Genomic DNA, 13,710 nt, shown 5'->3' with positions numbered 1-13,710 from the left:
AGTTGACTTAAGCTAAGAATAACTGCGAAATCATATCATTAGACGCAGAAAATGCGAAAAAGTTGCTATTATCATGTCGAAAATAGCAATCTGAGAGAATCCATGGATATCCTATTCTGAATCGAAAGTCATAGACCAGCACTCGGTCTGCGGGGACGTTCAATGGTGAGAAATCGATAGAGGGGACTTCATCGTCAGAGAGGCAATGGTATTCTGTTCATCTATATATCGGTAACCACACGTGGAATGTTTATGTCGAAGATGTGAATGATGATGTCAAAAAAACGGACATATGCCCCTGCATCTGCTTGAAACGCTTTATCAGATCTACAGGGGCATGGGTTCTCACATCCGTATGTCCATATCTATGGATAGGTTAGGAGCTATGAGCGAGCGGGTACTCTTCGCCAAGCGCCACCGGCAGCTTGCCTTTCGGCTTGAGCTTCCCAATCAAGGCGGCCGCTGCCGCCTGCATCAGAGGCGGCGTGTTCTCATAGCTGCACAGATAGGTTTTGATTCCTTCAAGAAATTCGATGTCATACGGGTTGCGCGAAGCCAGCACAACCAGAGACCCGCGCTGCAGTGAAGCCAGCTTGTTCACCAGCTGCTGCTGGCCATGCGGCAATCTGCTCTCGGCTGTATAGGTGACGGCGATGATCTGCTTGTACCCGTCGGCATCTTGGACGACCTGCGCCACTTCCTCGTCCGTCATATCAGTGCTGATACGCAGCTCGCGCACGGGCACGCCATAGTCCTTCAGGGCGTCACCAAGGGTGTAGCTTTTGCTCCAGGCCTCATCGACCTGGGTCGCTTGGCGCAGCTCCGGCCAGATGACCAGCGTATCCACATCCTTGCGGATCGGCAGCTGCCCCTCATCCTTCACCAGTGTCAGGCTTCTTCCGGCGATGGCATACAGAAGCTGCTGTACTTCCTCCTGTGGCACACCGGATGCCGAGAGCGGAAGCTGCTCACGCTGCTTAATCTGCCGCTGCTTCAAAGCGAGAATCCGCTCCACCGATGCGTCGATCCGGCTCTCCGGAATTCTTCCGCTCCGGACCGCTTCCACAACCGCCCGAATGGCTGCGTCCTGCTCCGCATAGGTGTGGCTGACCAGCACGCAGTCGGCTCCCGCCAGTATTGCGAGCACGGCGCCTTCCGCCACGCCATACTGCTTGGAGATGGCATGCATCTCCAGGCAATCGGTAACGATCAGCCCTTGGAATCCCATCTCCTCACGCAGCAGGCCGGTCAATACCGGGCGCGACAATGTAGCAGGATAGCCGCTGTCCTCGATCGCCGGGAAGCTAACATGGGCGGTCATAATCGCATCAACGCCCTCGCGGATCGCTTGTGCAAACGGAACCAGCTCCACCCGGTTCAGCCGCTCCCGGTCATGCGGCACGGAGGCTCTGCCCAGATGGGAATCCACACTTGTGTCTCCATGTCCCGGGAAATGCTTTGCTGTTGCCGACACCGCTTCCTCCTGGTAGCCGCGGATAACGGCGCAGCCAAGGCGGGCAACCGCTTCAGGGTCTTCGCCGAAGGATCTCACCCCGATCACCGGGTTGCGAGGGTTGTTATTGACATCAAGGCATGGCGCAAAATTCATGTTGACGCCTACCGATCGCAGCTCGCGCGCACAGATTTGGGCGGCGATGTACGCATCCTCTTCGCGGCCGGACGCCCCCAGGGCCATGCTGCCCGGAACCCGGCTGACTCCGTCCTGGTCGATCCTCGCCACCATCCCGCCTTCCTGGTCAATCGCGATAAACAGCGGCGGCTGATCGCCGGCGGCCGCCAGCTCCTGCAAGGAATCGGATAAGGCCGACAGCTGGCTTAACGAACGAACATTGCGGCGAAAATAGATGATTCCGCCTACCTGATGTTGCTCCACCAGTGCCCGGGCATGCTCATTAGCTTCAATATCATCAAAGCCGCATATAAACAACTGTCCTACCTTTTGCTCCAAGCTCAACGATTGCAACGTCCACTTCATCAATTGGGCACCTGCTTTCCTATAGTCGATTTGGTTATATGGCTCTTCCCCGTCAGCTCCCGGTACTCGGATGGCGTCATTCCGGTCGCCTTCTGGAACACTCTCGTGAAATATCGCCGTTCATGATAACCGACGTATGCGCCGATCTGGGTAATGCTTCGATCGCTGTTCTCCAGCAGGAACCTGGCTGCCTCCACCCGTTTGCCGGTCAAGTACTCCACAAATGTCTGCCCGACATGGTTCTTAAACAGGAGGCAGAAATAACTCGGGCTGATGCCAAGCAGCTCTGACAATTCCTCAATGCCAAGGTCCTGGCCCATATGCGTGTTGATATATTCCAGAGCGGCGGTCATCATCTGCTCGGGTGTTCTTTTGCCCGTGTCATCCGGCTCCGGCGTATCGTCGAATAGAGGAAGATGGCCGTAATATCGTTCCTTCGCCTGTTTGATGCGAATTTCCTCGCCTGTCTCCCGAATCTTCATCTCAAGCTCCCCGTAATGGATCGGCTTGCTGATATAATCCTTCACACGAAGCTTGATCGCTTCTCTTGCATATTCGAATTCCTCATAACCGGTCAGCAGAAAGATCTCCGCATGGCAACCCTGCTCCCGAAGCTTCGCTATAAACGTCAAGCCGTCCATGACCGGCATGCGTATGTCGCTAAGCACGAGATCGGGCGTATACCGGGCAGCCAGATCCAGCGCCTCCATACCGCTTCGCGCCAGTCCGGACACCTCCATCCCCATCTCGCTCCACGGCAATACCTGGTGAAGGTTGCGCAGAATCGGAGCTTCATCGTCAACCAGCAGTACTTTCAGCATGTTCCCACCGCCTTCCATCGTGATAAGGGATTACGCATTGAATGACCGTGCCGCCAGGACGGCTGGAGCAGATGTACAGCCCGTAATAATCGCCGTACTGGATCCTTATGCGGTCGGCAACACTCCTTATGCCCAGCCCCCGCTGTTCCCGGTTCTCCATCACATGATCCGGCGCTTCATCAACGTGATTGTCCACAGGATCATCGCTCGCCATGTATTCAAAAGCCGCCAGCTGCTCGGCGTCCATCCCGAGTCCGTTATCCTCCACACGTATGATGACGTTGCCCCGCTCCTTCCAGGCCGTGACCCGGATCATACCCTTGTACGGGATGCCTTCAAACCCGTGCTGGATGCTGTTCTCCACCAGCGGTTGCAGCGTCAGCTTCAATATTCGGCTCATTCTGAGCTCTTTCGGGATATCAATCTCGTAATCGAACACGTCCTCAAAACGGAATTTCTGGATCTCCAGATAGCTCACCAGATGCTTGATCTCCTCTTCCAGTGTGATTTCCTCCCGCTCCTGGATGCTGATCCGCAATATGCTGGCCAGCCGGTACACCATCTCGCTCACCTTGCGCCCCTCATTCTGCACAGCCAGAACGTTGATCGACTCCAGCGTATTAAACAGAAAATGCGGCTTGATCTGGGCCTGGAGCAGGCGCATCTGGGCTTCGGTGTTCTGCCTCTGCTCCTGCTTGATCTGGGCAAACAGGCCGTTGATCCGGTTCATTAAATTGTTGAAGCCCTTGGACAGCAGCAGCAGCTCATCCTCGCCCTTCTCCTCCACCCGGGCATTCAGGTCCCCGTCTTCAACCCGGCGCATAAACCTGACGATGACGGCAATGGTGCCGGTAATCCGGTTCATGAACAAGCGGTTGAACACAATTGCCGTTACAAGGCAAGCGCCGATAATGACCAAAAACCATTTGGCAAATGAGGTGACTTCCTGAGACAAGGAATTCCAGTCCGTGAAAGACACCAGATTCCAGGCATAATCATCCAGATGATAGATGGAAACGATATTTTCCTCTCCGTTAAAATTCGCCTTGAAACTTTGGTATCCCTCCCTGAATTCCACATTCTGCCTCAAATATTGTCGAATGTTCTGCCCGTCCATCGTGCCGCCCGGGTCGAAAAGGATAAGCCCGTCGTTGTTGACCAGCATGAAGGAGGTGTTCTGATGATTGTTGGAAAGTGTCAAGTTGCGAAAAATATCCTCGAACTCCCAGGTCTTGATCTGGACAACGAGAAAACCGAGCTTGCGCAGCGTGTTGACATCCTTGACGAGCCGGATCTGCGTGAACACCGGCTCCGTGCCGGTCAGTTCCGGGAATTCATGCGGCGCGAGCCACTTCGGAATCCCGTTCAGTTCGATCACTTCATGATAGAGCCGGTTGTTCTTGAAATCATCAAACGGAAGCGCCTGGAAATTTTCTTTGCTGAAAATCGGAATCGGCGCGGACTCGCGGTTGAAATGGTACAAAAAAGCGTAGTTGATCGCTGGGTGATTGTACAGAAGGTTGCGGAAGCTGCGCTGCCGCTCGTTCAGGTTGAGCAGCTCCGAATCGGTGATCAGGTTCTGGGAATCCGGATCCTTGGCGCTGAGCGCCATCGCAAACACCGAGGTGGCAATCCCGTTGTCGGTGACATACTCCATCTCCTTAAACACGCTCGATATGCTGTAGCTGATCGCCTTTAGCGAATATTCGGCCTGCTGGCTGTATTTTTTCTCGATCGAATTGTAGGTGATGAAAAATGTAAATAAGCCAAGCGCAAATAACGGAATGATGATCAATCCCAAAAATGCGGTAAACAGCTTGTTCCTTAGATTCATGTGTTTGCTCCCGTAATGCTCAAGTTATAGCGGGCCAGCCCCACGCCACGATTGGTGAAATCCACTCCGTCTGCCGGAACAATGCTGCTGCCGGATAACATGACTAACCGCATCCACTCATTCCCTTCCCGCATTGGCTGCCTCCTGTACCTCCTGAACCCGCATCAGCATATCCCTGGCCCCGATCTTGCCGCCAATCACCTGCTGGATGCCGATGCTCAGTTCCGTATTGACCTCAGCTTGGACGAGGGCGTCAAAGGCCGGGTACGACTTGTCGATGTCGTTCAACGCCTTGAAAATGTCCTGCAGCAACGGATCATCCGAGGTGGAATTCATCACGGCCAGGTCCATCTTCATCGCCGGCAGCACGCCGTCCTCCTTCAATCCTCTAAGCTGCATCTCCTCATTCCACATCTGCTTGATAAAGAGCTTGACCGCGTGCAGCTTCCGCGGGTCTTTGGCAACGGCGGCAGAAAAACCGTACCCGTTATTCGCATCCTGCATCACGACAATCGGGTCGTCTTCATGGACCGGTGGAAGGTTAAAGTACCCGATCTGCCCCACCAGCTCACCCGCCTGCTCCGGATCACGAAAGATGGAGTTGGCCCAGGAGCCGTCCATCATCATCACCGCTTCGCCGGAGATGAGCTGCTCTCTCATGTCGGCATAATCAAGGCCAAGCTCCCCTTTTTTGAAATATCCCTTCTCCACCCATTCCTGGTGCTTCTCTACCCCTTCGACCACCTGCGGGTCTGTCCATTTCGTATCGCCGGTCTTGAAGCCGTAGGTGACCCCGGGGCCGGCGTAGTAACTCCACAGGTTGTTGGTCAGCATGAGCGGAATCCAGGCATCCTTGGAAGACTGGGCAAAGGGCACCTTCCCGTCCGCTTTGATCGCATCGGCAATCTGCTCAAGCTCCGCAAGCGTACGGGGAACGCTGAATCCTTTTTCCTCGAAATAAGGTTTGTTGTAATAAATGCCCTCAATCGTGCTTCCGATCGGCAAGCCGTAAATTTTCCCGTCATGGGTGAACGGGTCCAGCGTCGTGAATTTGTCCCTCAGCTCCAGCTCATCCAGAATCGGCGTCAGATCGAGCATCAGCCCTTCCTTGGCATACAGTCCGGCTTCCGGGCTCCCGAACACATCAAAGATGTCCGGTGGCTTGCCCGCAGCCATCTCCCCTCTCAGCTTCTCCTTGCGGTTCACCTCGGCATCCACCGCATCCAGCCGGATGGTCAGGCCAGGTACGGCCGCTTCCGTTTTGCGTACTACCTCATTAAGCAGGGCGAGGCGAAACTTCTTGGAGTCGCCCACCTGTGTATGACGGACGGTCATTTCAAACGGATCGGAGCTGACGCTGCCTGCTTCTTCCCCAGGCTGTGCAGGCTCGCCGCCGGGAACACTGCAGGAAACGAGAAGTATGGAGGCTGCCAGCCACCAAGCGATCCAGATCGCGGCGCGTTTATCGTTCATCGTTCATGACCCCTTCAACAATAACCGGTATTTTGTAAGCTTTCAGTCCCCTGATTCTCTGTTTATATCCCATTATAGAAAGCGATTTCGGTTTGCGGAAGGTCACTTTTGGCTATAGCAGGGATAAAATCGTCCACAGCTCTCGCGCCATTGCCTGCTTCCGGTAGGGGCTCTAACGTGATAGCTTGCCTGCAGAGCCCGAAGAAGACCGGTACGGGCGTCAAGCACCAGTCAGTCGTCAAGTCGCTCGTTGCAGGACGACGGCCTTGCACATAATAAAGAGCACTTAACCGAAGCTCCCCTTGTACGGACTAGCCCGAACAGGGATCAAGCTTGTGGTTAAGTGCTCATCATGGCTTATTGGATTGTCAGAAAACAAATGACCGATTCTCCCCGCGTGGTGGCGCATCTTCCGTGCGCGGCTCTGCCGCTACTTCCAGGCTATACGCTCGCAAGCGCCCTGCCTTCCTCGATCAGCCGGTAGGCACGATCCACCTCGGCTTCGGTTGGCGAAGGCACGCCTTCCAGCGGGTAGGCTTTGCCGAGAGCCTCCCATTTATAGACGCCCATCTGATGGTAGGGAAGAATTTCGAACTTCTCCACCCCTTGCAGGGTGCCGATAAATTGGCCCAGCCGGTGCAGGTCCTCCTGATCTTCATGGATGCCCGGAACATAGACGTGCCGGACCCACATTTTCCGGCCATGGTCAGACAGCCAGCGCGCGGTCTTTAACGTCCGTTCATTCGATTTGCCGGTCAAAACGATATGCTTCTCATCGTCGATATGCTTCAGATCCAGCAGCACCAGATCTGTGACCTCCAGCAGCTCACGAATTTTCTCCGGCTCGTTGTAGCCGTTCGTGTCCAGGGCAGTGTGCAAATTCCACCGGCGCTTAACCTCCCGGAACAGCTCGGTTACGAACGGATACTGAAGCGTCGGCTCGCCGCCAGACACGGTCAGCCCGCCGCCGGATGAACGATAGTAGGGCAGATACGATTCGATCTCGCTCAGCACCTCATTGATCGTCATCTCGCGTCCTTCATTCAGTCCCCAGGTGTCCGGATTATGACAGTATTGGCATTTCAGCAGGCAGCCTTGCATGAAGAGTACAAAGCGGATACCCGGACCGTCAACCGTACCGAAAGTTTCTAGGGAATGGACATGGCCTTTCATCATAGGAAGTCATCCTTTCTGTATCCGCTTTGTTATTGGCTGTACTGGTCTGCCGTGTTACATCGAGGCATGGAAGGTCCGGTTAATGACGTCGAGCTGCTGCTCGCGGGTCAGCTTGATGAAGTTGACCGCATAACCCGATACACGCACCGTCAGCTGCGGATAGTTCTCCGGATGCTCCATCGCATCGATCAGCTGCTCACGGTTGAATACGTTCACGTTCAGATGGTGCGCCTTGCTGCCAAAATATCCGTCCATCATCGAAACGAGGTTGTTCCGGCGAACGTCTTCCTCCTTCCCAAGCGCCTTCGGCACGATGGAGAAGGTGTTGGAGATGCCGTCCAGACTGTCCTCGTACGGCAGCTTCGCTACCGAGGTCAGCGAGGCGAGCGCGCCTTTGCGGTCACGACCGTGCATCGGGTTCGCGCCCGGTGCGAACGGCTCTCCTGCCTTGCGGCCATCCGGCGTGGTGCCGGTCTTTTTGCCATATACAACGTTCGACGTGATCGTCAGCACCGATTGGGTCGGCAGCGCGTCGCGATACGCCTTATGCTTGCGCAGCATGCTCATGAAGGTTTCCACAAGCTCAACGGCTATGCTGTCTACCCGGTCATCGTTGTTGCCATAGCAAGGGAAATCGCCTTCGATCTCGAAGTCAACGGCAACGCCTTGCTCGTTACGGATCGGCTTCACCGTCGCATATTTAATCGCGCTTAGCGAGTCGGCAGCAACGGACAAGCCGGCAATGCCGCAGGCCATCGTGCGCAGAATGTCGCGGTCATGGAGCGCCATCTCGATCCGCTCATAGCTGTACTTGTCATGCATGTAATGGATGACGTTCAGCGTGTTCATGTACAGCTTCGCCAGCCATTCCATCATCGGCTTGAAGCGGTTCATCACTTCGTCGTAATTCAGCACCCCTGCCGTAATTGCCGGGTACTCCGGTCCAACCTGGGCGCCGGATTTCTCATCCTTGCCGCCGTTGATCGCATACAGCAGCGCCTTCGCCAGGTTCGCCCGAGCGCCGAAGAACTGCATCTGCTTGCCGATCCGCATGGCGGATACGCAGCAGGCAATGCCATAATCATCGCCATAAATCGGACGCATCAGGTCATCGTTCTCATATTGAATGGAGCTTGTTTCGATCGATACTTTGGCACAGTACTTCTTGAACGCCTCCGGCAGCTTCTCAGACCACAATACAGTCAGGTTCGGCTCCGGTGCAGGTCCCAGGTTGTACAAGGTGTGCAGGAAGCGGAAGCTGTTCTTGGTCACGCGGGTTTCGCCGCCGACGGACATGCCTCCGATCGATTCGGTTACCCAAGTCGGATCCCCGCTGAACAACTCGTTATAATCCGGGGTGCGCAGAAACTTCACGATGCGCAGCTTCATGACAAAGTGGTCGACCAGCTCCTGGGCTGTCTGCTCGTTCAGCGTTCCTTCTTGCAGGTCGCGCTGTACGTAAATGTCGAGGAAGGAGGATACCCGGCCCAGCGACATCGCCGCTCCGTTCTGCTCCTTGATCGCAGCGAGATAACCGAAGTACAGCCATTGGAATGCTTCCTTGGCATTGTTGGCCGGTTTGGCAATGTCATAGCCGTGCATCTTGGCCATTTCCTTCAATTCCTGAAGGGCTCGAATCTGTTCGGACACCTCTTCACGCAGACGAATGACCGCTTCATCCATATGATCCACTTCAAGCTCCTGCAGTTCACGCTGCTTATCGCGGATCAGGAAATCCACGCCGTACAGCGCCACCCGGCGATAGTCGCCGATAATGCGGCCGCGGCCATAAGCATCCGGCAGACCGGTGATAATGCCCGCTTTACGCGCTGCTCTCATCTCGGAGGTATAGGCATCAAACACCCCTTGGTTGTGCGTCTTGCGAATGTGAGTGAACATGTCCACGATGCTTTGCGGAAGCTCGAAGCCGTAAGCATTGCATGCGTCGATCATCATCCGGATACCGCCAAACGGCTGAATGGAGCGTTTGAACGGCTCATCGGTTTGCAATCCGACGATCTGCTCCTTGTCTTTATCCAGATAGCCTGGCCCATGTGACAGTATGGTGGATGGCGTGTTGACGTCCACATCCAGAACGCCGCCGCGCTCGCGCTCTTTCACGCTCAGCTCGGATATAATTTCCCACAGCGCCTTGGTGTTCTCCGTCGGACCCGCCAAGAACTGCTCATCCCCATAGTAAGGTGTAATGTTGCGCTCGATAAAATCATTGACATCAACAGCCTTCGCCCATTTACCGGTCGTGAAGCTTCTCCAGCCGACTTCCTGTGTAATCACCGACATATTGAATCCCTCCAATATTTTTTTAGGCAACTTGAGCCCGGAGCGGGAAATCCACGGGCGACATCCCAGATCCGCTTATGTGACATATTTCACAAATGTGGATGCTGCTATCCCGCTCACAAGCTGCAAGCTTCCGTTTTTCTTCACTTGATCTGGGACTCCAGAATGCTTAAATCCTGCTACACCTTTATTGTAGACCTGCTGCCAGCCTCAATCTGTGATAATGATCACAAATCATGGCCTGAACGTGATTTTTATCACCTGTGACTCCGCTCCTCGAAACGCACTAGCCGCCATCATTCAAGCTTCGCCTCGCCTTGCGGTGCCGACCCCCGTCTGACATCCGCCTCGGGAGCCCGCCGCAGCCGATTAGAACCGGCCGTAGAAGGCGTTGCGATAGATGTCTGCCAGTTCGCTGACCAGCGGCAGCTTCGGATTGCTCGTGGTGCACTGATCCTCGAATGCCCGGTCAGCGAGCTGTTCTACCCGACTCTCGAAATCGGCCGGATCGAAGCCCAGCTGCTGGAACGATTCTTCAATGCCCAGCTTGCGGTTGAGATCGCGAATGGCCTGGATCAGGCTGTTCACGCCTTCCTCGGTCGTGCGCGCTGGCAGTCCGAGAATGCGGGCGATCTCTGCATACCGCTGATCCGCCACGAACGACTTGTATTTCGGCCATGCGGCATGCTTGGTCGGCTTCTTGGCATTGTAGCGGATCACATGCGGCATCAGAATCGCATTGGTACGACCGTGCGCGGTATGGTACTGACCGCCCCATTTATGCGCCAGGCTGTGGTTGATGCCGAGGAAGGCGTTGGCGAAGGCCATGCCCGCCAGGGTCGAGGCGTTGTGCATTTTCTCCCGCGCAAGCTTGTCACCCGTCAATGCCGATGCTTCAAGATATTCGAATACCAGCTGGATCGCTTTGATGGCGAGGCCGTCTGTATAATCGTTGGCCATGACCGATACGTAAGCTTCAATCGCATGGGTCAGCACATCCATCCCTGTATCGGCAACCGCCGTTTTCGGCAGCGAGTATACGAATTCCGGATCGATAATCGCCACATCCGGCGTCAGCTCATAATCCGCCAGCGGATACTTGGTATTGCCCTGGATTTTGTCCGTGATGACCGCAAACGAGGTCACTTCCGAGCCTGTACCCGAGGTTGTCGGAATCGCCACGAATTGGGCTTTCTGGCCAAGTCTCGGATATTTGAACGTCCGCTTGCGGATATCCATGAACTTCTGCTTCAAACTGTTGAACTCGGTGTCCGGATATTCGTAGAACAGCCACATCGCTTTCGCGGCATCCATTGGCGAACCGCCGCCAAGGGCGATGATGCAGTCTGGCTGAAAGCGCGCCATCATTTCTGTTCCGCGCTCGACCGTCGTAGTCGACGGGTCCGGTTCCACTTCCGAGAACACTTCGATCGCAACCGGCGTCCGGCGCTGGCGCAGGTAATACTCCACCCGCTCCACGTAACCGAGCTTCACCATCACGGGGTCGGTCACGATGGCCACACGTTGAATGTCCGGCATTTTGGCAAGGTACTGCGTTGCGCCTTTTTCAAAATAAATTTTGCTCGGCACTTTAAACCACTGCATATTCACGGTACGTCGGTTCACCCTTTTCACATTAATCAGGTTGACAGCCGTTACGTTCGAAGACGTTGCATTCCGTCCGTAAGAGCCGCAGCCCAGCGTCAACGACGGCAGGTTCGTATTGTAGATATCCCCGATGCCTCCCTGGGAGGACGGCTGATTCACGAGAATGCGGCAGGTCTGCATGCGATCGGAAAACTTGGCAATGACCTCTTCGTTATTCGAATGGATGACCGAGGAGTGACCCATCCCGCCGAAGGCAACCATTTCCTCTGCCCGCTTGATCCCCTCTTCCGCATTCTTCACTTTATAGCAGGCCAGCACCGGGCTCAGTTTTTCCGCAGACAGCGGATAGCCAGGTCCAACCCCGGCCAGCTCGGCCACGAGAATCTTGGTGTTCTCCGGCACTGTAAAGCCGCATGCCTCGGCGATCTTGACCGCAGGCTGTCCGACGATCGCAGGGTTCACTGCGCATTTATCGGCAACCATTGCCCCGGCCGTCAGCTTCGCTGCTTCCTCTTTGCTTACAAAATAGCAGCCGTTCTCGATCATTTTCTTCTTCACCTGGTCATAGATCGGCTCTTCAATGATGACCGCTTGCTCGGATGCGCAGATCATGCCGTTGTCAAACGTCTTCGAGAGGATCAAATCATACACCGCCTGATCCAGATCAGCGGTTCTCTCAATAAAGCATGGCACATTCCCGGGACCGACGCCGAGCGCTGGCTTGCCGCAGCTGTATGCCGCCTTCACCATTGCCGAACCGCCGGTGGCCAAGATGAGCGCCACATCCGGGTGGTTCATCAGCAGATTTGTTTTTTCCATGGAAGGCTCCTCAATCCATTGGATGCAATCGGCAGGCGCCCCATGCTTCACTGCAGCCTCCAGCAAAATTTTGGCTGCCTCGCGGCTGCAGGCCTGTGCTGACGGATGGAACCCGAAGATGATCGGATTGCGCGTTTTGATCGAGATCAGCGCCTTGAATATCGTGGTGGATGTCGGGTTCGTCACCGGTGTAATGCCCATAATGATGCCGACCGGCTCCGCAATCTTTTGATAGCTTTCGTACGGATTATCCTCAATGACACCTACCGTCTTGTCATATTTGATGCTGTTGTGAATATATTCGGTAGCGAACAGGTTTTTAATAATTTTGTCTTCATATACCCCTCTTCCCGTTTCCTCCACGGCCATTTTGGCCAGCTGCATGTGCTGCTCAAGCCCGGCCATCGCCATCGCCTGCACGATCCGGTCTACTTGTTCTTGATCGAGAGCCATAAACTTCTCCCGCGCCCGGTTCGCTTTTGCAATCAATTGATCAATATAACCGGTTGCCGTTTGCTTTTTGTTATCCGCGTTTTCTTTCGTTACAGCCATCTCTCTTCGCCTCCTAATGGTATTCGTTTCTATGTTCAGCGCATCCTCACGCTGCTTACGGTTTGATCATATCATGCGCCAAACCAAAATCATGTGAATTTTTTCACAATATAAAAAATAACGAAATATTTCGTTAAAACACCTATACCTGTGCCTTTTCATTCCAATCACGATCCGCCCCACTATGCTATTCTTCCCCGTTTATCACCCCTTTTAAGTGAAAATGATCACAATGTTTGAAATTTAGACACTTTTGTCGCGTCACAAGTGAATTTTTTCACGTTATAATGTATTTAAAGATTGAATGTATTAAAAATAGGATGTTAGGAGATGCCAACAATGAAAACGATGGAACTGACAATGCAAGCCCAAGGAAACACACGCTGTTTTTCGGAGCAGAACTTGAACCGTCTGCTCGTTGCCATGAAAGATAGAACGCTCCCTGAAGGCTCCCATCTGTTTTGGGAAGGCGATTTTTCCGACAAACTTTATTACATCAAGAGCGGCTGTGTCAAATTAACGAAATCGACCGATGAAGGCAAAGAACTGATCCTCTATATGTATCATCCCGGCGACATGGTTGGCCAGGCCGATCCGTTCTTCGGAACGAATCACAGCTTCTCGGCCGAAGTGGTAGAGGACACGGTGGTCGGCGTCATCGATCAAAAAGAGCTGGAAATGCTGATCTGCCAACACTGCGATTTTGCGATTGATTTCATGAAATGGATGGGCATCCATCACCGCATCACCCAAACCAAATTCAGAGACCTGATGATGTACGGCAAGCCGGGGGCGCTCACCTCCACGCTCATCCGCCTGAGCAACAGCTACGGTCAGCAGCAAGAGGACGATACCGTTCTGATCAACAAAAAGATTACGCACACCGACCTCTCCAACATGATTGGCGCAACCCGGGAAAGCGTAAACCGGATGCTGAGCGACCTGCGAAGAAAAGACGCCATCGAATATATCGGAGGCATGATTCTGATCAAAGATATGACGATGCTGCAGGATATTTGCCACTGCGAGCTGTGCCCGGAGGAAATTTGCAGGATCTAGGCGAGCAATACCATAGCATGAGCCTCCCCCACCCGGCTGGGCTATCCTTCAGATCAACGATATCGAGGATG

9 protein-coding genes are annotated in these 13,710 nt (G+C 54.2%); 1 reads left to right on the top strand and 8 read right to left on the bottom strand.

The features are described 5' to 3' along the window. Positions 1 to 376 precede the first annotated feature (376 nt). The 8 genes from nagZ to adhE all read right to left on the bottom strand — a co-directional run bounded on the left by nagZ (position 377) and on the right by adhE (position 12,580). Positions 377 to 1,996, bottom strand: a complete 1,620-nt coding sequence (gene nagZ, locus CHH75_RS09410) for a beta-N-acetylhexosaminidase (RefSeq protein WP_095398034.1) — start codon at positions 1,994 to 1,996, stop codon at positions 377 to 379. Continuing rightward, a complete protein-coding gene (locus CHH75_RS09405; protein ID WP_095263380.1) occupies positions 1,996 to 2,817 on the bottom strand; it encodes a response regulator transcription factor in 822 nt (273 codons plus the stop codon). Before CHH75_RS09405 ends, nagZ begins: the two co-directional genes overlap by 1 nt. Beyond that, positions 2,795 to 4,651 carry a cache domain-containing sensor histidine kinase gene (locus tag CHH75_RS09400; RefSeq protein WP_095263379.1) on the bottom strand — a complete coding sequence of 619 codons (1,857 nt, stop codon included), beginning with the start codon at positions 4,649 to 4,651 and terminating at the stop codon, positions 2,795 to 2,797. The genes CHH75_RS09405 and CHH75_RS09400 overlap by 23 nt, the downstream gene beginning before the upstream one ends. After that, entirely contained in the window at positions 4,648 to 4,785 is a 138-nt protein-coding gene (locus CHH75_RS24820) for a hypothetical protein (RefSeq protein WP_176475513.1), read from the bottom strand. Before CHH75_RS24820 ends, CHH75_RS09400 begins: the two co-directional genes overlap by 4 nt. Further along, on the bottom strand, positions 4,769 to 6,124 hold the full coding sequence (locus CHH75_RS09395) for an ABC transporter substrate-binding protein (RefSeq protein WP_095263378.1): 1,356 nt from the start codon (positions 6,122 to 6,124) through the stop codon (positions 4,769 to 4,771). The genes CHH75_RS24820 and CHH75_RS09395 overlap by 17 nt, the downstream gene beginning before the upstream one ends. Before the next feature lie 441 nt (positions 6,125 to 6,565). Continuing rightward, positions 6,566 to 7,300: a pyruvate formate-lyase-activating protein gene (gene pflA, locus CHH75_RS09390; protein WP_095263377.1), complete on the bottom strand. Its 735-nt coding sequence runs from the start codon at positions 7,298 to 7,300 to the stop codon at positions 6,566 to 6,568. Between the two features lie 54 nt (positions 7,301 to 7,354). Beyond that, a complete protein-coding gene (pflB, locus tag CHH75_RS09385) occupies positions 7,355 to 9,601 on the bottom strand; it encodes a formate C-acetyltransferase (protein ID WP_095263376.1) in 2,247 nt (748 codons plus the stop codon). A gap of 369 nt (positions 9,602 to 9,970) precedes the next feature. Then, positions 9,971 to 12,580 carry a bifunctional acetaldehyde-CoA/alcohol dehydrogenase gene (gene adhE, locus CHH75_RS09380; protein WP_095398033.1) on the bottom strand — a complete coding sequence of 870 codons (2,610 nt, stop codon included), beginning with the start codon at positions 12,578 to 12,580 and terminating at the stop codon, positions 9,971 to 9,973. A 339-nt stretch (positions 12,581 to 12,919) separates the two neighbouring features. Here adhE and CHH75_RS09375 point away from each other — a divergent pair, with 339 nt between their 5' ends. After that, positions 12,920 to 13,639 carry a Crp/Fnr family transcriptional regulator gene (locus CHH75_RS09375; protein ID WP_095263375.1) on the top strand — a complete coding sequence of 240 codons (720 nt, stop codon included), beginning with the start codon at positions 12,920 to 12,922 and terminating at the stop codon, positions 13,637 to 13,639. Positions 13,640 to 13,710 lie beyond the last annotated feature (71 nt).

The organism is Paenibacillus sp. 7541, assembly GCF_002276395.1.
Classification (GTDB): domain Bacteria; phylum Bacillota; class Bacilli; order Paenibacillales; family Paenibacillaceae; genus Paenibacillus_AQ; species Paenibacillus_AQ campinasensis.
Note: the sequence above shows the minus strand (reverse complement) of the source record. Positions and strands in the feature narration are given on the sequence as shown.